Raw genomic sequence first — 19,104 nt, 5'->3', positions numbered from 1 at the left:
GAGGAACCTGCCATGCGCCGTCTCATCCGCCCCCTGTCGCTCGGCGTCTGCACCGCCCTGATGCTGTCGACGCCGCTCCGCGCCGCCGGCGTACCGGGGGCCGATCCGGCGGTGGCGATCCCACCAGACGCGGATGCCAAGCCGGCCCAGGCCTGCCTCGGCCACCTCAAAACCTTCGACGCGCAGATGGAGACGGACGGGTACTGGCTGGGCGGCTCGGGCTACGGCTACGGGTATCCGCTCGGCGGGTACTGGTTCGGAACGGCAGGGTCCGATGCCGGCCTGGCGATGGGCGCCGCGTCCGCGATGCTGCGGTACGCGAACGTCCGCCCCGGATACGAGGTCCGCGTCCTGCTCGGGGGCGCCGACATCCTGGCGCGCCATGGCCAGCAGCAGGCCTGCGAGGACGTGCTGGTCCAGATCCGGGCGAGCTACGACGCCTACAAGGCGGACATGCAGGGCCGCGACCTTCGGGTCGCGAACGCCCTGGGCTTCCGCACGCAGGAACTCGCGCTCGCGAAGCCGGTCGCCTCACACGCGACGGCATTCCGCTCGGACGACCTGCTCGGGAGCGAGGTGCGCACGCCGGGCAACGTGGCGCTCGGCAGCGTCGACGACATCGTCATGGGTCCACAGGGCGGCACGATCGCCTACCTCGTCGTCGCCCGCGGCGGCGTCTTCGGCCTCGGCGAGCGCCACGTCGCGGTTCCCTGGGGCCAGTTCAAGGTCACGCCGAACCTGAACATCCTCGTCCTCGATACGAGTAAGGACGGCATGGATCAGGCCCCGCGGATCATCGAGGGCCGCTTCACGAAGGCGGAGCCGTTCGCCCAGCAGACCGCGAAGGCGGACGCCTACTGGAAGGCCGCCGTGAAGACCCCGCGGACGGACTGAGCCGCGCCTCGGCCGGCCGAAGGCCAGCCTTCCACGCCTCGACACACGATTGGAATCTCCCATGCGAACGATGACCGTCCTGACGACGACTTTCCTCGTCCTGTCGACCATGACCGCGGCCCAGGCGCAGCAGCCGGCCACCACCGCGGCGAATCCGGCGTCGACGATGCGCGAGGCGGGGCGCGCGGCCAGCCAAGCCGCCGATGCGGCCCGTGAGGCGGCCCGGCTCGCGCTGCAGGCCTCGAAGGCGGCGGTGACGGATGCCCCGAAGCAATCCGCCGCTATGATCGGCAAGCTCGCCACCGACGCCGCGGAGGCGGCGACACGCGCCGAGACCAAGATCACCGAGGCCAACACCGCGGCGGGCGTCGCGGCGAACGCCTCGATGCGGAAGGCTGCTGATGCCGCGCGGACATCCGTGGAGGCGACGCGACTGGCGGTGCAGACCTCCAGGGACGCCGCCGAAGCCTCGGTCCGTTCGAATATGACGGCGATGCGTCAGGCGACGACGGCCGCGCGGGCCTCCATCGTCCGGGCCGCCACGGCCACCGCGAACGCCGCCCGCGCCGCCCGCGCGGCGGCCCGGACCACCTGGGACCGCGACATGGCGCAGACCCAGATCCGCCATTGAGGGGTTGCGGGTGGACACATCTCCGAACCAGAACCGCGAGGACGACCGGCGATGGCGATGACCGAGATGGCACGGACCTGCGAGGAGGCCGCGCATCAGCACGACCGGGCGGCCGCCCACTACCGGCATTCCGCGCGGCATCTGGCCAACGGTGAGCACGCCGCCGCCGCGAAGGAGCGGGATCTGGCTCTGGACCATTCCGAGAAGGCCCGGATCGAGGAAGTCGCCCTTCGACCAGACGGCATCGTTCACGACCGCCAGGCGGCCGAGGCCGCCTGGCACTTCATGGATTGAGGGTCCGCTCCCCCAGTCCGCCCGACTCCCGTGACGAGGAGCCCCCTCATGACAAACCCCATGGGTCCTGAGCGGCCCGACGCGACATTCCCAGATCCGTCGCCGGCGCACCCCCCGAACCCTGACCGGACGCCGTCGGGCGGGATCAACGTTTTGGGATGCGTGCCACCGCAATCCGCCCCGCCGCCGCAGCCATCCTCCGCTTCAGAATGAGATCGGCGATGCGCGATATTCTGACCGCTTTCACGCAAGGGAACGACGAGCGGATCGCTCTCAGGACTTGCGAGCGCGTGGCAGATGCCCTCGGCTTTCTGCCGAGTGATTTCTGCGACGATCCGAAGGCCATCCGCGAACTCGACGACGCGCTCGAAATGCTCCGCCTCTGGACTGCCCTGGGAGACCACAGCAGTCGGGAATGTGTGCTCACCTGTGCTCAGGCGATCATGACGGCCCGGGCCGACAGGCCTTCAATCGGAAGCTGAGTTCCGTTCGCGCTGCAGGACCGATCTCAACTTCACCCCTCGGACTCCGCGGTGGGGTACGAGGGCGCGATGGTTGCGCCTGTGGGAAGGCGCGGATCATCCTCCCGGCATCGGTCTTCGTTGACCACGTGTTGAACGGGCCGCGTGCTTCGGCAATTATGGTCCGACGTCGGCATCGCGACGGCATCGCTTGTTGTCTGGGCCGGAGCCATCGCCCTCCGAAGCAAACCAAGCCGAGCGACAGGGTCAGGCGGAAGCGAGGCAATCTCGAACGCATCGGCGCAGGCGATGCGTGGTTCGATCGTGACGATCCGCTCGGCGTCGTCTGCCCGCGCCCTACATGCATAAGATGATTGATTTTCAAACGATCGGGACGTTGTGCGAACGGGGACTTGTCTCGGAAGACGAGGTCGACACGGCAGTCGAAGCCTTCCTGTCGGGCTCGGCCGCCAGCGTGTTCCTCTTCCGGGCAGGCTATCGACTGAACCTCGTCAAAGCGGTGCGGAGCCACCCAGGCGCCCAGGAATTCGTCGGTCGTCCGAAGGTCGGGATCGGACTGAAGCGCCCTTTCGTGCGAGCCGCCGTTCTTCAGGCGAGGCCCATGCCACGGTCAGAGGGCTGATCCGGATGGATCGATCGTCCACGACGCCCGGCGCAGATGCCTGATCTGCGTCATGCTCGTCCTCAGGGGACGGCGATCGACCCTCACATATTCCCAGCGCCATACCGGCAAGCAACATTGTCAAGGCGACGAGCGGATGACGGAGGATACCGTACCGGATCTCGGCCAAGAAGTGCCGGCAGCATCATATTCGCGGATCCGAGCGTCGAAAATAGTGCGCGCAGCCAGAACCTTCTGTCGTTACACTTCATTCGTCGGATGGCCGGTTAGCATCCGGGCCGGTGCGGGATGAACTCGCTCGGTCTGCAAGCGCATCGGCGCTCCGTACTGCCGTCCCCGACGTCACAGCGACGAAGCCGGCGATATAGTGAGACGCAGATTCCGGGGACATTCAAGAGCGCGTGTTGCGACGTGACGCTGATCTCAGTGATCGAAGTGGCGCAGGACGACGTCTTTCTGAACGTAAAGACAGCAACAGGATTTGCCGGAAGTGACATCCGAGTCAATTCATCAGTTTGGCCGCTTGCGTGATAGAGCCGCCGAAGCGTACCGCCGACGCGGATATGGAAGTCCTCGGGTACAGGACCCGGAGTGACATCGAACTTGGCGCCGAGATCGTCTCGGTGGACCTCTGGAACAACTCTGGCTCCCTACCGAGCTACTCACCGAGAGGTCGCGGAAATAGGCAGCGGCTTCCGACCACGGCCGCAGGGCCATGACATCGCAGCCTTTCATCTTCGACAGGCCAGCGGTCCATACGGCCTAGATGCCCTGTCCCGGCAGAGCGGCCCTTCGCACGACAACCGAATTTCCAGGCTCTACCAGGAGCTTCCCTCGGTGGGGGACCGCTACACCCCAACGGCCGGGTGCCCGCGCACTGATCCGTGCCGCGCCCGAGGACACCTCGCACGCCGGTCGAGAAAGCTCGCCCGGACGGCGCCGGTCACGACGACCGCAACGAGCACCGCTGACTGGTGCCCCTTAAGGAAACCAGCCATGGCCCAGGCATCCCACACTGAAGCGTCCAAGCACCACGAGGCAGCCGCCAAGTCGCACAAGATGGCCGCCGAGCTCCATGGGAAGGGCGATGCCAAGGCAGCCGCGAAGCACGCCGAAGAGGCGCACGGCCACTCCGCCAAGGCGCACGAGAGCTCGACCAAGGCTCACGGCAAGAGCGCCGGCGGCCGCTGATCGGGAACCCCCATCAGTAATCGGTCGGGCGAGCTTCTTGCGCGCCCGACCACCTAACGGCGGCATCTGATGGACGGGAACTGCATCAACGGCGTTACCAAGAGTTCGGCAAGGTTGGCGGCGCCGCTGGTAGACGGGGACGGCCGGCTTCGGGTTGGTAAGCGTCGATCCGCTTTTGCGGCTGACCTGCTCCGAAGCGGACTTGCCGCTTTCGGCCAGTTTCTGTCATGCCTTGGGCCCGTGTGAGTGTCTCAGATGGGTGGGAAGCAGCCCGACTACTTCCAGGCGAGCGGTAAGAGCGAACCGGACGTCGCTTTGCGACGGATGCCGACCCTCGACGTGCAACATCACTTCAGATCATCGTGTCTTGGCAGCAGGAGTCGCCATGCAGCAAATCGTGTGTGTCAACGCACCTGCATGTACCAAGAGGGTGACGGCCTTGACCGTTCCAGCAACCTTATAAGGCCACTTCAACGCTGAACGCCGCGAGACCAGCCACGCCAGACGGCGTCACGGTGAGCGCGCGACTGTCCCGTACCCGCTCGACCCAGCCTTGCTCCAGCGCGTGATCGAGCAGCGCTGCTCCCACCACGCCCGCCAAGTGCGGACGCCGCTCGCTCCAATCCAAGCATGGGCGGCAGAACACACGCCGTCTCGCCCTTCCCGACAGGTCGATGCCGAGCCCAGCGAGGAACTCGTAACCTGCTTGCGTGACTTGGCCTCCGTCATCGTCCAGTTCGACGCGCCCGTCTGCAATCAGTCGATCGGCGATCGCAACTGCGACCCGGCCCGCCATGTGGTCGTAGCAGGTGCGGGCGTTCCGAAGCTCATCACCGCCGCGCCAGGTGGGCGCAGCGCGTGCCGGGCCTGCCTGCGCCACGATCATCAATCCCTCCAGCAGCCGGCTGACCTGCGGTGAGGCGAGGCGGAAGTAGCGGTGCCGCCCCTGCTTCTCGCCCGCGAGCAGCCCAGCCTCCTTCAGCTTGGCGAGGTGCCCGCTCGCGGTCTGTGGAGTCACGCCGGAAATGTAGGCGAGTTCGGACGCGGTGAGCGCCTGCCCGTTCATCAGGCCGACGAGGATGTTGGCGCGCGACGGGTCGCCGATCAGCGCGGCGACCTGGGCGATTTTGGGACCGGTGTGCATCTGATGATTGTAGACCGGCTATGCCCACCGGCAAGGCCGAACACTTCGGCCGCAGCCGAAGCGATCCCGCAAGACATCGACATGGCGGAGCGCATATCAAGAGCGGACCGCAGAGGCCTCGCATCGGCGGATGCAAGGCGCGATAAGGAGAGGGGCATGAGAAAGGAGATCATCCGCGTCGAACCATTGGCGACTTACCTAGAGCGGTACAAGGCACCGACCTCGACCGTGACTAAGCACGGCGATACGATCTACGTCACGGGCGCACCGCCCTTCGACCCGGCGACGGGCGAGATCTTTACCGGCCCCATCGAGCGTCAGACCGAACTCGTTCTCGATCAACTGAAGCTCTGTGTGGAGACCGCCGGATCATCGATGGCGGATGTCCTCAAGGTCAACGTGTACGTCACCTCGGTCGACATGTTCCCGGCCGTGAATGAAGTCTACCGTCGCTATTTCCCCGAGAACTGGCCCGCGCGGATCTTCATCAACGTCCCAGCATGGGCTGGCGGGTTCGACATCGAGATCGACTGCATCGCGGCCGTGTGATCGCGCCGGATCCGGCCAGGCCAAAGCGTCGGAATGAATTACGTGGAAGCGCTCGAAACGCTCTGCACAGGGGGCGCTGGACACATCGATAGCGAGGGAGGCTCGTATGTTCTCAGTGATCTTCGAGGTCCATCCGCAGGCCGAGCAGTGGGACCACTACCTTGGCCACGCCAAGATGCTCAGGCCCGAACTGGAGCGCATCGATGGCTTCGTCGACAACGTCCGCTATCAAAGTCTGACCCGCGAGGGGTGGATCCTGTCCCTCTCGGGCTGGCGCGATGAGAAAGCTGTTGTGCGCTGGCGGACGAAGGTGCGGCACCACGAGACGCAGGAGAAGGGCCGCTCCGAAATCCTGCGCGACTATCACCTGCGGGTCGGGCAGATCACACAGGACACTCACCCTCCCGAAGGCCAGGTACTGACGGAGCAGCGCCTGGACGAGACCGAAGTCGGCGCGGGCACGACCGTAACCTTGATCGACGGCCAGCGTCCCCCGGACTGGGTGAGGCGGGCGGGCCCGGACCAAGTCGCCAAATGGCTCGGCTACGAAGATGGAGTCTCGGGTCTGGTCGCATGGGATGCTTTCGACGCTGTCCTCACGCCCGGCGATGTCATCCTGTTGCTCACCTGGCGCGACCGAGAGGCCGCGGAGGCGTTTGAGGTGAAAGCGTCGCTGCCCGAGGGAGGTCGGCTGCGGCGTGTCCGCGTGGTGCGCGACTACGGCATGTTCGACCGGCGGGAGGCGCCACAGTTCTACCCAGACGCCAAGGGCGCCGTGACGATCCACGCCTGACGACCGGTTTCGCCAATTCGACCCGAACGCCGTTCCGGCGCGATGCATCACGGGCTCAAGGAGACACGCATGATCGTCGCGCACCAGGCGACGCGAGGCGCGGCCTCCCAACGGACTAGGACTTCGTCTACGATGCCGGAAGGAACGATTACACCTGTCCTACCGGCCGGCGCCTGAGCCGGTGGGACCTCTCTTGCCCATCCATTCGGATGCGCAGGTCCGCGATCTGTCCTAGGCTTCGACTATGCAGGACCAGGATGCACTCATCGATGGCCTCTCCCGCTCGGCCGAGCCGGCGGCGGCCGCCGCAGTCGCGCAGCTGATCCGGACCGGGAGCGACGCGGAACTCGCCGCCGTCAACGCGCTCGCCTTCGCCGCCGAGCGTGGGCTGCCCGAGGAAGCGGTGATCGGCGCACTTTTGCATGCCGCGCGCCTCGGCCTGTTCGAGATGATCTGGAACGTGGTCTGCCCGAGCTGCGGCGGCATCCTCGACGCCAACGCCACACTGAAGGAAGTGCGGCAGGATGCCTACCACTGCGCGTTCTGCGCGCTCGACGCCGAGCCGACGCTGGACGATACCGTCGAGGTGAGCTTCCGTGTCAGTCCACGGGTACGCCGCGTCTCCGTCCACGATCCCGACGGGCTGGCTTTCTGGGACTACCACCGGCAGGTGTTCTTCGGCTCGGCCGTCGACTTCCCCGACGCTGCAGCCTTCGCTGGTCTCGCCGGCCGCGCCCTCATCGAATCGGCGGAGTTGGGGGCAGGCGAGCGCATCATCCTAGCCTTACGGCTGTCGGAGCCGGCGATCGTGCTTGATCCGGTGACACACGCCACGCACACCATCGGGCTCGACGGCGAGCCCACGGATGAGCGCCAGGAGCTGACCTTGGTCTTCAGCGACCGGCGCGGCTGCGCAACGGGCAGCGTGCTTCGGCCCGGCCCGGTGCGACTGACGCTGGATAACCGTACGGCCGCGCGCGTTTTGCCCGGTGTGTTCTCGGCCGGTGAGGCACTCCAGGCGCTGATCGGCGGGCGGCGGCCGTTCCTCAGCGCCAAGCGCCTCCTGAGCATCCAGACGTTCCGGGACCTCTACCGCACCGACACCTTGGAGATCGACCAGCGCCTGAAGGTGACGAACCTCACCTTCCTGTTCACCGACCTCAAGGGATCCACTGCCCTCTACGAGCGGGTCGGCGACCTCGTGGCCTACGACTTGGTGCGGGCACATTTCCGCATCCTCAATGAGATCGTCGCTGTCAGATCCGGCGCGGTGGTCAAGACGATCGGCGATGCGGTGATGGCGACTTTCCCTACGCCGGACCGCGCGCTCGCCGCCGCTCTCGCCATGCGCGAGGCAATGGACCGATTCAATGCAGAGCGTGGCACGGACGAGCTGATCCTCAAGATCGGTATCCATGAGGGACCATGCCTCGCGGTCAACTCCAATGATCGGCAGGACTACTTCGGGCAGTCGGTCAACATCGCCGCGCGGGTGCAGGAATTGGCCGGATCCGACGCGGTGTTTGCCACCGAGCCGGTCGTGCGTCACGCCGGTTCAGCCAGACTGCTGTCGACGCGGCGGGTTCATTCCGAGCGGCGCAGCCTGCGCGGCGTCGGCGAAGGCGTCACGGTCTACGAGATCGCCTGACCCTGCCGCTGCATTGGCCGTACGGTAGGCCCTACCAAAAAAGCGGCTGTAGATATCCCCGGGTGGCCCTTCGCTCGGAAAGGTCACCGTAGGCTGCAACCTTTCACAATCAGTCTTCTACATTCGATTTTGGCGGCAGGACGCTTTGCCCCTACCACGCGGGCGAGCCGGTCGGGCGTTTGCGAACGACGCTGCCGCGTATGACGGCGTAAACGCTTTGTTAACCATTGCTGTCGCTCCCTCAACGCTGGATTGTGGAGCGACTTCCATGCGCGCGCAAATCCCAACCCAAGGCCGAACCTACGCCGCTCGTTGCCGGGTCAACCCGCCGTGCTAACCGCACGTATCTCCGCGCTGATTGCGCTGGCGCTGGCCCCTGCCATCGCCCTGCAAACCTACAACCTCTACGAACTTCACGGTGCACGGGCCGCAGCCGTGCGCACCACGGCCCTTCAGCAGAGCCAAGCCATCGCCGCCGATCTCGGGCAGTTCGGCGAGGGCATGCGCCAGATGCTCGCCATCCTGGCCGAGGATCCGTCCATTCAGAGGCAGGACGCGAAGGGCTGCACGGCCTACCTGCATTCCGTCTCCGACAAGCTGCCCGGCGCGTTCGCGCTCGCAGTGGCGCGGGCCGACGGTCAGGTCGTGTGCAACACGCTCGGATCGGCGCCCGGCGCCTATTCCCTCGCCAAGCGCGGCTATTTTCAGGAAGCGATGCGCACTGGCGGCTTCGCGGTCGGCGACTTCGTTCTTGGAATGCTGACGCGGCGGCCGACCATACAGTTTGCGACGGCGCTGCGTGACGACGATGGCCGGCCCTCGGGCATCGTCCTGGCCAGCATCGACCTCGACTGGCTCGCGCAACGCTTCGTTGACGGGGGCCTTCCGCAGAGTGCGACGCTCACCGTTTCGGACCGCGACGGGGTGGTTCTCGTGCGCGTGCCCGACGCATCTGCCTGGGTCGGTCGCAAGTTGCCGCCCGAACGCCTCGCGGCGCTGCGGGATGCCCCTCTGACGAACGACGTGCGCGAGTCGGCAGCCCTCGACGGCAGACAGCGCATCCTCGGCATCCGGACGCCGACGGGGGCCCTCAAGAGCCTGACCGTCACCGTCGGCATCGATCGCGAACTGGCGTTCGCGGACGTCGACACGGCCATGCGCCGCGGCCTCGAACTCATCGCGGCTAGCCTCCTCCTCGCCGTGATCGGAGCCTTTCTGGCCGGCCGCTACTTCATCCGGCAGCCGGTCGAGCGTCTCGTCCGCGCTGCAACCGCGTGGCGCAGGGGCGACCTGACCGCGCGCACCGGAGTATCGGGCAATACCGAGTTTGGCCGCCTCGGCACAGCTTTCGACGAAATGGCCGCGTCGCTGGGGCGACATGAGAGCAACCTGCGCAACGAGATCGCCTGTAGCCACGCACTTCGAGCACAGCAGACGACCCTGCTTCACGAACTCAATCATCGCGTGAAGAACACGCTGGCCACGGTCCAATCCCTCGCGCGTCAGTCGCGTGGGGGCGAGGAACAGGCGGCGCAGCTTGAGGCCCGTATCTTGGCGCTGTCGAAGACCCACGACCTGCTCACGCGCGACGAGTGGACCGGCGCGTCGCTATCGGAGGTCGCCGAGAATGAGCTGGGGCCCTATCGCAACAGCGTCGACCATTTCGACATCGCGGGGCCACCTCTCAACCTGCCTCCGCGCTGTGTGCTCGCGATAGGCATGGCCATCCATGAGTTGACGACGAACGCCGCCAAGTACGGGGCACTGTCAGGTCCTACCGGGCGGATCGCTGTGAAATGGAGGATCCTTCCCGGTGAGGGCGCAGCCCGCGTCGAGATCCTGTGGCGCGAGAGCGGCGGCCCACCGGTGACGCCGCCGACCCGCCGCGGATTTGGAACGCGCCTGATCACGGGTGCCATCATGCGCGAACTCGACGGTTCGGCGGAGCTCGACTTCCAACCTTCGGGTCTCGTCTGCAGGTTGGCCTTGCCGCTTCCGCGCGCCCAGCCTCGGCAGAACGTGGCGTAACGCATCAGGGCGCCCGGTGCGTCTTGTCGTCGGAGGCATCCGCAAGCGGTAGCGACTACACCCCGTGGCCGCTCGGGGTGCAGGCTGTGTGCAAACGGAAGCGCCCCAAAATTGTAGAACAAACCTCTACGCGGCACACATGCAGCTCCCGTGGAGGACGATCCTGGCGCGGTCTGGATGTCTCTTCCGGCACTACCGAGGTTGTTTTCGGGAAGTTCTATATACCGCATCAAACACTTCACGCGAAAGCGTTCTCGGTGTCCACCAAACCGGGGCAATCCCACAGCGGTCAGTTTGAACGGTCGGACCAGATCGGCAGCTCGGTGAGCAGCCAGTGCTGGCGGAGCATACTCAAATCGAGCCGGGCCGGTTTGGCGCTTCGGGTCGGTGCCAAGACGCTGTCCGAGCGTATGGAGATGGCTACCGCCGGATTGAGGTCGTCAGGTTGACGTGCCTGCCTGATCGCCCCGCGAAGCGTGAGAGATCGAGCGGATGACGTCGGCGCTGCACCGAAGCTTGCCGGCGCGCGCAAACACCGGGAACATCCTTAGGAACTCCCCCAATCGAACAACAGCGCCCAAGCCGACATTCCCCAATCGAGAAAGGGGCGGGCTGTTCAGAGCTGATCGCTCCGCATCCCAACACGCCGCCTGACCATCACGCGAGCCTGCGCGTCGCAACAACCTGACCAAGGGGGTGACCCATGGCCAATCAAACTGCCAATGGCAGAACGCGCGACCAAATGGAGTGATATCGCGCTTCGGCTGGCTCGCGTGAGTACGCTGGGCCCGGTTTTGGCGGAGTCGGATGGGCGTTGGCCGGCGCAGCAGGAGTCGCTGCTCTTGCCGTCCTCGGCGCCCAGCAGCTCGCTCAGCCGGGTCGGGGGGGCACGCGCGACTCCGAAGCTACAAACGGCTGGAGCGCGGAGCCCGAGGTCGAATATTCCATCCCCATCGAGCGCCCAGCTGACGAACTCTACCGCGCTTGGCTCGATCCGGCGACCATCCCGCGTATCCTGGCGTTCTTGGCCGATATTCGCGCGACCGGAGACGGACGGAGTGAGTGGCGCACCGACGGGCCGCTAGGCCAAAGCCATGCCTGGGCCATGCAGATCACCGACGAACGGCCTGGCGAGCTGATCCGCGCAAGCTCGAACGGCAGCGGCGCCCTTGTGACTGAAAGCGAGGTCCGCTTCCGCGCGGCGCCGGGCGCTCGCGGCACGGTCGCCACGTTGCGCGTCCGATTCGATCCGCCCGGGGGCATGATCGGCGACGTGGCCGCCCGCTTCTTCGACGGCGTCGGGCCGAAGGAACTCGCATCGAAAGCGCTACACTACTTCAAGAGCCTCGTTCTGACAGGCGAGATCCCCACTACCGACCGTCAGCCGGCGGCCCGGCGCGACCCCCGCTGAGGAGTTTGATCTTGCGCGCTCTCTACTGGAACGGCGTCAACGACCTGCGGGTCGGAACCGTCAAGGACCCCGAAATCGTCAACCCACGCGACGCCATCTTGAAGGTGAAGTTATCGACCACCTGCGGCTCGGACCTGCACTTCATCGACGGCTACATCCCGACCATGAAGGCCGGCGACGTCATTGGCCACGAGTTCATGGGCGAGATCGTCGAGGTCGGGCCAGAGGTGAAGCGGGTGAAGAAAGGCGACCGGGTCGTCGTCCCCTCATTCATCGCCTGCGGTGAATGCTGGTACTGTCAGGAGCAGCTCTTTTCGCTCTGCGACTGCACGCACCCTAAGCCGGAACTGCAGGAACCGCTGCTGGGATACCCGACCGCCGGCATCTACGGGTACACACACGCCTTTGGGGGGTATGCGGGATCCCACGCCGAGTACATCCGCGTGCCGCATGCCGACGTGGATTGCTTCAAGGTGCCCGAAGGCGTCGCGGACGAGACGGCTTTGTTTCTCTCTGATGCCGCACCGACGGGCTACATGGGCGCCGATTTCTGCGGCATCCGGCCGGGCGACACGGTCGCGGTTTGGGGCTGCGGCGGCGTGGGCCTGATGGCGCAGCAGAGTGCGCGGCTGATGGGCGCCGAGCGGGTCATCGCGATCGACCGCTTCCCCGAGCGGCTCAAGATAGCACGCGAGCACGCCGGCTCCGAAACGATCGACTACACGCAGGTGCACAGCGTCTTGGAAGCCTTGAAGGAGATGACCGGCGGGCGCGGGCCCGATGCCTGCATCGACGCCGTCGGGATGGAGGCGCACGGCACCGGACCCCAATACGCCTATGACCGCGTGAAGCAGGCGCTGCGCCTGGAGACGGACCGCGGCCAGGCGTTGCGCGAGGCCGCCATGGCCTGTCGCAAGGGTGGCACGCTGTCGGTGATCGGCGTCTACGGGATGATCGACAAGTTCCCGATGGGCGTCATCATGAACAAGGGCATGACGGTGCGCACCGCCCAACAGCACGGGCAGGCCTACATGGACCGGCTGCTCGCGCATGCCGCGAAGGGCGAGCTTAACACGGCCTACCTCGCCACCCATCGCTTCTCGCTCGAGGACGGACCGCGTGGCTACGACATGTTCAAGCACAAGACGGACGGCTGCGTGCGCGCGGTGTTCGCGCCGTAGAAGCCGCTCGTCGCAAGCCTGCCAGTACCAATGAGGTGACCGTGACCAACGTCGCAGCCGCCGCGTCCACCAAGACCGTGAAACAGAGGTAGCGCGAGTCCCGTTCGGCTGCCCGCAGCGCCGGTAGAAAAACGGTTCAGGTAATCAACCCGAGGAGGGTGTTATGAGAGCAGTCGTCTACAATGGCCCACGCGATGTCGCCGTGAAGGACGTGCCCGACGCGCGGATCGAGCGGCCGACCGACGTGCTGGTGCGGATCACCAGCACCAACATCTGCGGCTCCGACCTGCACATGTACGAGGGCCGGACCGACTTCCCGCGCGGGGGCGTGTTCGGGCACGAGAACCTCGGTCAGGTGGCCGAAGTCGGCAAAGCCGTCGATCGGGTGAAGGTCGGGGACTGGGTCGCCATCCCGTTCAACATCGGCTGCGGCTTCTGCAAGAACTGCGAGCGCGGCTTGAGCGCGTTCTGCCTGACCACGGCCGATCGCAGCGTCATGCCGAACATGGCCGGCGCCGCGTATGGCTTCGCCGATATGGGGCCGTACCGGGGCGGCCAGGCCGACCTGCTGCGCGTTCCTTACGGGGACTACAATTGCCTGACGCTGCCGCCGGATGCGGAGGAGCGGCAGAACGACTACGTGATGCTGGCCGACATCTTCCCGACCGGCTGGCACGCCACCGAGCTCGCGGGCCTGCGTCCCGGCGAGTCGATCGTCATCTACGGGGCCGGCCCGGTGGGCCTGATGGCGGCCCTCTCGGCGATGATCAAGGGTGCCAGCGTGGTGATGGTCGTCGACCGCCATCCCGACCGCCTGCGCCTCGCGGGTTCGATCGGCGCCCTGCCCATCGACGACTCGAAGGGCTCCCCGGTGGACCAAGTGCTCGCAGAGACGAAGGGCGTCGGGGCCGACCGTGGCTGCGAGTGCGTCGGCTATCAGGCGCATGATCCGCAAGGTCACGAGCATCCCAACATGACCATGAACGACTTGGTCAAGTCGGTGAAATTCACCGGCGGCATCGGCGTGGTCGGCGTCTTCACGCCCCAGGATCCGGCCCCGCAGGACCCGCTGTACAAGCAGGGCGAGATCGTGTTCGACCACGGCCTCTTCTGGTTCAAGGGTCAGACGATCGGCGTCGGCCAGTGCAACGTGAAAGCCTATAACCGGCAACTGCGCGACCTCATCTCGACCGGCCGCGCGAAGCCGTCCTTCATCGTCTCGCACGAGCTTCCGCTGGGAGAGGCGCCGAAGGCCTACCAGCACTTCGACGCGCGCGACGAGGGCTGGACCAAGGTGATCCTCAAGCCCGCCGCGTGACTGATCGATCCAGGCGGGCGGCCGTTCGCTCGGCCGTCTCTTCACCGCCCTCGCGCATCGAGGATGTCATGCCGATCTACGACTACGAATGCGCCGCGTGCGGGCCGTTCACGGCGATGAGGCCGATGGTGCAATTCCGGGACCCATGCGCTTGCCCGGAATGCGGCAGCGGTGCGTCGCGGACATTCCTCAGCGCCCCCGCTATCGCCGGAATGGACCCGACCCGGCGTAGCGTCCTCGCCTCGCACGAGCGGGATGCGAATGGCCGAGGCCTCGCGAAGGCGGCCCATCCCGCCGGCTGCGGCTGTTGCATGCGCCGGTCGCCGATCCCAAGCGCACTGTCTTCGACCGGCCGTGTTTTCTCGTCGAGCGGCCCGCTGCCCCGGAGCGGGCGGTGAGCCGTCCAATTCCGCCGGGGAAGTCCTAACGTTGGTCGTCGCCTTCGCTTTGGGGGGCGGCCAACGCCGGGGCTGGAACGAAAAGTCCTCATCCTCGAACGATCGTGGACGGGATCCGTCGCAAGCTTTCGGCCGACCCCGAACTCCTGACCCTGGCGAGCTCGGCGCTCGCCGAAGAAATCACCCAGCTCGGTTGGCCAGACGCAGGTTGGCCTGCGCGTGGGACCCAGACCCTCTTCACCGGCGCCCAGCAATTGGCGCGACCCGAGCGGAACGTCACGAAGCCGAACGTCATGTTCCGGCTTAACAGCTTCCTGTCCACGGAGCGGTTCCGGCGCGCCCACATCACCACGGGCACAATCTTCAGCACGATGGACGGGACCAAGTTGTGGGTCGTGGCCTCGCCCGCCTGCGATCTCGTGGCCCGCAAGCCAAGTGAGCAGCAAATCTGGTCCCACGCGCTCCACCCAATGACTGCGGTCGTAGTGATCGAACTTCAGAACCACGATAACGTGGAAGCAGCTCTGAGCAGTGCGTCGCAGGGCAAGTTCGTGTTCTTGGAGACGCCTACCGGGAAGAAGACCCTTCGGATCGTCGGGGATAATGGCCAACCGCCGTACGAGATCTTGTTTGCGGAAAACGAGGGGCGTGTGCGGACGGAAGGCGCAAACACAGTTTTCACGGCTTCACGCATGGTCCCTGACGGTGAGCCGCCAAACCGGGCACTGAAGTCTGATATGTTCCTTATCGTCGACCAGCTGCGCGGCCTGAACGCGACACGCGTCCTGCAACTGGCGGGGCAGCACCTGTCGCGCATTGGGTTGGACTTTTTGGACATGCCGGCGAAGTAGATGGACCGTTGGAGCCCGGAGGACCGCAGCGCCCTCATGGCGCGGGTCCGCAATAGGGATACGTCCCCTGAGCTTGCTGTACGGAAGCTGGCTCACGCGCAGGGCCTGCGCTTCCGGGTGAATCGGCGCGATCTTCCCGGGACACCCGACCTTGTGTTTCCCCGATACCGGCTTGCTGTGTTCGTCCACGGTTGTTTCTGGCACCGCCATTCTGGATGCAAGCGTGCGACGACGCCAAAGACGCGGCAGGATTTCTGGGAAGCGAAGCTCGTGCGAAACGTCGAACGTGACCAACAGGCCGCGGCTGCGCTTGAAGGCCTAGGCTGGCAGGTCATGACGGTGTGGGAGTGCGAGCTGAAGGATCAGGCTTCCGTCGCCCAACGGCTACTCGCCTCGACGCGCGGGCTGCCGCCGCTCAGTACCAGCGTGGATTACGGATGATGCCGGCCGACGGCTGCCCGGTCTCGCTGCCCCAAACGACGTAGGCCTCACCGGGCAGGATCGGCTGGTCGGTCATCGGAAAGCCGTTCGCCTCGGCGAGCGCCCGGCGTACCGCGAGGTTGGCCTGCGCCCATATCAGATAGGCCTGGCGCACCGGCGGACCAGGAAATGGAGTATCGTGGGCAAATCCCTGGAAAAGCTTGAATTTGGCCAAGACCTGCTCGTCGAGCTCGTAGAACCCGGGTAGCAGCAGCCCGCGTTCGACGGCGTCCTGATCCAGGATGCAATAGAGGCGCTCGATAAGCGGAAGCTTCTCTCCACCTTGTGCATCCAGGGGTTTGGATAGGTCCGGCCGGCCGTTAAAGCCGACATGTACCTCCCGGTGACACTCCCGACAGAGCGTGATGCCGTTACCTGTCTGGTACTCGGCTTCCGGCAGCAGCACCTTGCGGAAGACATGGTGTGCCGCCAAGCGCCGGGTCGAATGGCAATCGACGCACCGGTGTCCATCGCGCTCGCGGATAAATTCGCTCCACCGCCGCAAGCAGCGCGTACGGTTCAGACCGGCATTGACCGCTTCCGTGAGGCGGTCCAGCTTGGCTTGAATGGACGCGATCATCGCGGCGTCTGCCAACTCGGTCCCCACCGTCTCCGTCATGGCCCGAGCAACCCGGCGAGTTCCTGGTCTCGCACAACGGCGAATTCTCCATTCAGCCAGCGGCCGTCATCGGCCAAGCGTTGAAGCAGGATGCCCTCGGCCTCATACGCAGCCCGTGATGTGTCGAACTTCCGCGTTTCTCGGATCAACCACCGTGCGTCCGCACCTATGGGAAAGCCCACATTCAGCTCCCGCTCGCGGCGCGGTGGATTGCCCGAAATGCCGATTTTCACGATCGTGCGTCCGGTTGCCCGCGGGGTAAGGTGAGGGAAGAGGGCATCGACAGCTCCACCCAGCGCCATTAGATAGAGCCAGCATTCCCCATCCTCGGCCAGGAATTGCTTGAACCCAACGCTCGGGGCTGGCCCATGTCGGAACGCCAGAGAAGCAGGCTCCGCTACCGCTGATATCGGCAAGGTGGACGCAGTCGGATCAGACTGCGCACCGGGCGCTTTGAACCGCCAGAGCACCTCGACTGGCTTCTCGCCCCACAGGCCATCGACGACGCCAACTCCCGCGTAGGTGAACGCCGCTCGGTCGCGGCCGCGCCAGAACACATGGGTCGTGACCGTGCCCATTATCATCGCCTTGATCATTGGTTGATTCGGCGTTGATCCAATCCTTCCGAATCAGTCGAGGGCGTCGTCAACCCACCGGTTGGGATAGTCGTGGCCGGTGCGACCGGCGATGCCGATGTTGCAGAAGACGAAGATCTCGCTTCGATACCGCGCATACCCTGTCGCCCAATCCCCGCCAGTCATCGGCGGCAGCCCGAGCTCTGCGCGAACTTGATCGCGGGTATAGCGGCCACCGATATTGAAGCTCGTCACATCGATCTCCGATAGAGGTTCCAGCCTCCAAAGCGACGAAAGGTCCTAGTAATTGGCTGATAGCGGCCGCTCGCGAATGAATTTCTCGTGACGAAGACGCACGGAAGCAGACTTCTCGAATGCGCGCCATGGGTCATTTTCGTCGTCGAAGCGAACCCGCGCCTACGTCCGCTTTCTAGCCGCCCTATTAGCAGTTTATACGATCGGGCTGGATCGGAAGCGGAATGTCCGCGGCACCGACTCAGGCTCCATGATCGCCGTCAGATCGTGATGCGGCTCGGCCGACTGCTGCCAACTGCCAACGCGGCGCTGGTTCCGTCCCAGTTCTTGCTGCGAGTGCATCCGCCTCCTGCCGCAGGAGCGCACTTGTCGCATGCAAGGTCCGCTCGCGACCTGGCAGGCCAGCGCGCGCGGCGAGTTCGCTTGCGGAGGCCGGTTCGGGCGTCAAAGCTGCGAGGACGCGCGGGCGGATGTCCCGACGCGGCTTTGCAACACTCGGCGAGGGCATCTTCAGCATGGACCCGGGCTATCGCGGCGCTTCGATCAGGACCAGGCCCATCCACCACTGAACGGACTGCGGCAGGCCTACAGCCTCCCAGCGAGCGGCAGGTCGTGCGTCAGAACGAAGCCGACGCCAAACGCCTGCCGGATGCTCTCTTCCGTCAGCATCGAGTCTCGGTGACCGTCGGCAGTGAGCCGCTTGATCAACTCGCTCAGCGTGCCGTCAGCCATCACGGCTTCGATCCGCGCCTCTACCGTGAGATCAGCGTCGACCTCGCGGTCGAGCAGGCCGCGGCGTGCGAGCGCCGCGTTGACCGTCTCGCCGAGCCGAATGAAGCCCTGGCCGATGTCCTCCAGCACCGTCGCCAGCTGAAACGGAAGATCGGCCGAGTGGCACAGCTGTTCCACGAGTGCGGTGTAGAGCGGCAGTGAGATCTCTCGGTAGACGCGGAAGAACAGGACGGTAGGGGCGGAAGAAACGCTCATCGGAACAACCCCTTCTGTGAACTGACTAATGGATTGCGCTCATCGTCCGTGCGGACGGAGATCCCAGGCGGACATCTTCCCGCACGTGAAGCCGCGCCCCCCCGATGGCCTCCAAGGCCGCCTGCCCGGTGGCGATGGTCCGGGAGGTCAGTCGTGCGAAGATCGGGAGGAGCAGGGCGCCCTCGTAGTCACTCGGCAGAGCCAACGGCTCGATGTCCCACCCCATGTCCATCAAGCGGTCGACGATGACGGGGTGGGTCTCGACGAGCAGGCCCTGCAGGTTCAAGACCTCGGCCGCACAGGCAACGACGCCGAAAGCCGCGCGCGCAAAAACACCGGCCCCCTTCGCCTCCCGCATCCGCGGCGCGACGCCGTGACGTGTCCATTCGTAGATCGCGGGGCCTGTGGGAGCCTCTGCGCCGCGGAGGATCTCCGGGTAGACGTCGGTCAGCAGGTGTGGCCGGGTCGTCGGCAGCAGGCGCCCGTAGGATACGATCTCTGCCCCCTCCTGGCCGACGACATGGACGCAGGCTGGACCGTCGAATTGGTCGCGCTCGCGGCCGTCGGGCTTCCGACACGCCTCCCATCCGAGATGCTCGACGAAGAATTCGTGCCGAAAGCGGTATATTCTTTCGGCAAGAATATTATCGTAATTCTCGATGTTTCCGGTCACTAGTGTGAACATCGCTTGCGCCTCACTGGGAACGATTAAACATTCCCAGGTTTTTGCCGGCGCAGTCAGTCGTAAAACTG

Annotated in this window: 22 protein-coding genes; 16 read left to right on the top strand and 6 right to left on the bottom strand. The window is 65.5% G+C overall.

The window, feature by feature from the left end:
* Positions 1 to 12: 12 nt before the first annotated feature.
* From MKL01_RS11470 to MKL01_RS11445, 6 genes are all read left to right on the top strand, one after another.
* Complete coding sequence (locus MKL01_RS11470; RefSeq protein ID WP_243905337.1) at positions 13 to 894, top strand: PRC-barrel domain-containing protein; 882 nt, start codon at positions 13 to 15, stop codon at positions 892 to 894.
* Positions 895 to 955: 61 nt separating this feature from the next.
* A complete protein-coding gene (locus MKL01_RS11465) occupies positions 956 to 1,525 on the top strand; it encodes a hypothetical protein (protein ID WP_243905336.1) in 570 nt (189 codons plus the stop codon).
* 51 nt (positions 1,526 to 1,576) lie between these two features.
* Complete coding sequence (locus MKL01_RS11460) at positions 1,577 to 1,819, top strand: hypothetical protein (protein WP_243905335.1); 243 nt, start codon at positions 1,577 to 1,579, stop codon at positions 1,817 to 1,819.
* A gap of 221 nt (positions 1,820 to 2,040) precedes the next feature.
* Positions 2,041 to 2,301 (top strand): hypothetical protein, encoded by a 261-nt coding sequence (locus MKL01_RS11455; RefSeq protein ID WP_243905334.1) that lies wholly within the window; start codon positions 2,041 to 2,043, stop codon positions 2,299 to 2,301.
* 340 nt (positions 2,302 to 2,641) lie between these two features.
* Positions 2,642 to 2,923, top strand: coding sequence for a hypothetical protein (locus tag MKL01_RS11450; RefSeq protein ID WP_243905333.1), 282 nt, complete (start codon positions 2,642 to 2,644; stop codon positions 2,921 to 2,923).
* A 996-nt stretch (positions 2,924 to 3,919) separates the two neighbouring features.
* The gene (locus MKL01_RS11445) at positions 3,920 to 4,114 is read left to right on the top strand and encodes a hypothetical protein (protein WP_243905332.1); all 195 of its coding nucleotides are present in this window, start codon (positions 3,920 to 3,922) and stop codon (positions 4,112 to 4,114) included.
* Positions 4,115 to 4,571: 457 nt separating this feature from the next.
* Here MKL01_RS11445 and MKL01_RS11440 read toward each other — a convergent pair whose 3' ends face one another.
* Positions 4,572 to 5,258, bottom strand: coding sequence for an ArsR/SmtB family transcription factor (locus MKL01_RS11440; RefSeq protein WP_243905331.1), 687 nt, complete (start codon positions 5,256 to 5,258; stop codon positions 4,572 to 4,574).
* Between the two features lie 156 nt (positions 5,259 to 5,414).
* Here MKL01_RS11440 and MKL01_RS11435 point away from each other — a divergent pair, with 156 nt between their 5' ends.
* The 10 genes from MKL01_RS11435 to MKL01_RS11390 all read left to right on the top strand — a co-directional run bounded on the left by MKL01_RS11435 (position 5,415) and on the right by MKL01_RS11390 (position 15,876).
* On the top strand, positions 5,415 to 5,807 hold the full coding sequence (locus tag MKL01_RS11435; protein WP_243905330.1) for a RidA family protein: 393 nt from the start codon (positions 5,415 to 5,417) through the stop codon (positions 5,805 to 5,807).
* Positions 5,808 to 5,913: 106 nt separating this feature from the next.
* Positions 5,914 to 6,600, top strand: coding sequence for an antibiotic biosynthesis monooxygenase family protein (locus MKL01_RS11430; protein ID WP_243905329.1), 687 nt, complete (start codon positions 5,914 to 5,916; stop codon positions 6,598 to 6,600).
* A gap of 244 nt (positions 6,601 to 6,844) precedes the next feature.
* Positions 6,845 to 8,248, top strand: a complete 1,404-nt coding sequence (locus MKL01_RS11425; protein WP_243905328.1) for an adenylate/guanylate cyclase domain-containing protein — start codon at positions 6,845 to 6,847, stop codon at positions 8,246 to 8,248.
* A gap of 330 nt (positions 8,249 to 8,578) precedes the next feature.
* On the top strand, positions 8,579 to 10,276 hold the full coding sequence (locus MKL01_RS11420; RefSeq protein ID WP_243905327.1) for a sensor histidine kinase: 1,698 nt from the start codon (positions 8,579 to 8,581) through the stop codon (positions 10,274 to 10,276).
* Positions 10,277 to 11,090: 814 nt separating this feature from the next.
* Positions 11,091 to 11,687: an SRPBCC family protein gene (locus MKL01_RS11415; RefSeq protein WP_243905326.1), complete on the top strand. Its 597-nt coding sequence runs from the start codon at positions 11,091 to 11,093 to the stop codon at positions 11,685 to 11,687.
* A gap of 11 nt (positions 11,688 to 11,698) precedes the next feature.
* Positions 11,699 to 12,868 carry a zinc-dependent alcohol dehydrogenase gene (locus MKL01_RS11410; protein ID WP_243905325.1) on the top strand — a complete coding sequence of 390 codons (1,170 nt, stop codon included), beginning with the start codon at positions 11,699 to 11,701 and terminating at the stop codon, positions 12,866 to 12,868.
* Between the two features lie 163 nt (positions 12,869 to 13,031).
* Positions 13,032 to 14,186, top strand: coding sequence for a glutathione-independent formaldehyde dehydrogenase (locus tag MKL01_RS11405; RefSeq protein ID WP_243905324.1), 1,155 nt, complete (start codon positions 13,032 to 13,034; stop codon positions 14,184 to 14,186).
* Between the two features lie 68 nt (positions 14,187 to 14,254).
* Positions 14,255 to 14,584, top strand: a complete 330-nt coding sequence (locus MKL01_RS11400; protein ID WP_279604544.1) for an FmdB family zinc ribbon protein — start codon at positions 14,255 to 14,257, stop codon at positions 14,582 to 14,584.
* A gap of 104 nt (positions 14,585 to 14,688) precedes the next feature.
* On the top strand, positions 14,689 to 15,435 hold the full coding sequence (locus MKL01_RS11395; RefSeq protein ID WP_243905323.1) for a hypothetical protein: 747 nt from the start codon (positions 14,689 to 14,691) through the stop codon (positions 15,433 to 15,435).
* The gene (locus MKL01_RS11390) at positions 15,436 to 15,876 is read left to right on the top strand and encodes a very short patch repair endonuclease (RefSeq protein ID WP_243905322.1); all 441 of its coding nucleotides are present in this window, start codon (positions 15,436 to 15,438) and stop codon (positions 15,874 to 15,876) included.
* Here MKL01_RS11390 and MKL01_RS11385 read toward each other — a convergent pair.
* The 5 genes from MKL01_RS11385 to MKL01_RS11365 all read right to left on the bottom strand — a co-directional run bounded on the left by MKL01_RS11385 (position 15,851) and on the right by MKL01_RS11365 (position 19,036).
* On the bottom strand, positions 15,851 to 16,534 hold the full coding sequence (locus tag MKL01_RS11385; protein WP_243905321.1) for a hypothetical protein: 684 nt from the start codon (positions 16,532 to 16,534) through the stop codon (positions 15,851 to 15,853). The two genes, MKL01_RS11390 and MKL01_RS11385, sit on opposite strands and share 26 nt — an antisense overlap.
* Complete coding sequence (locus MKL01_RS11380; protein ID WP_243905320.1) at positions 16,531 to 17,130, bottom strand: GIY-YIG nuclease family protein; 600 nt, start codon at positions 17,128 to 17,130, stop codon at positions 16,531 to 16,533. The genes MKL01_RS11385 and MKL01_RS11380 overlap by 4 nt, the downstream gene beginning before the upstream one ends.
* A gap of 33 nt (positions 17,131 to 17,163) precedes the next feature.
* Positions 17,164 to 17,364, bottom strand: a complete 201-nt coding sequence (locus tag MKL01_RS11375; RefSeq protein WP_243905319.1) for a hypothetical protein — start codon at positions 17,362 to 17,364, stop codon at positions 17,164 to 17,166.
* Positions 17,365 to 17,949: 585 nt separating this feature from the next.
* Entirely contained in the window at positions 17,950 to 18,351 is a 402-nt protein-coding gene (locus MKL01_RS11370; protein ID WP_243905318.1) for a hypothetical protein, read from the bottom strand.
* A 25-nt stretch (positions 18,352 to 18,376) separates the two neighbouring features.
* Positions 18,377 to 19,036, bottom strand: coding sequence for an acyl-homoserine-lactone synthase (locus MKL01_RS11365; protein WP_243905317.1), 660 nt, complete (start codon positions 19,034 to 19,036; stop codon positions 18,377 to 18,379).
* Positions 19,037 to 19,104: the final 68 nt, after the last annotated feature.

This window comes from Methylobacterium sp. J-070 (assembly GCF_022829385.1).
Classification (GTDB): Bacteria; Pseudomonadota; Alphaproteobacteria; order Rhizobiales; family Beijerinckiaceae; genus Methylobacterium.
Note: the sequence above shows the minus strand (reverse complement) of the source record. Positions and strands in the feature narration are given on the sequence as shown.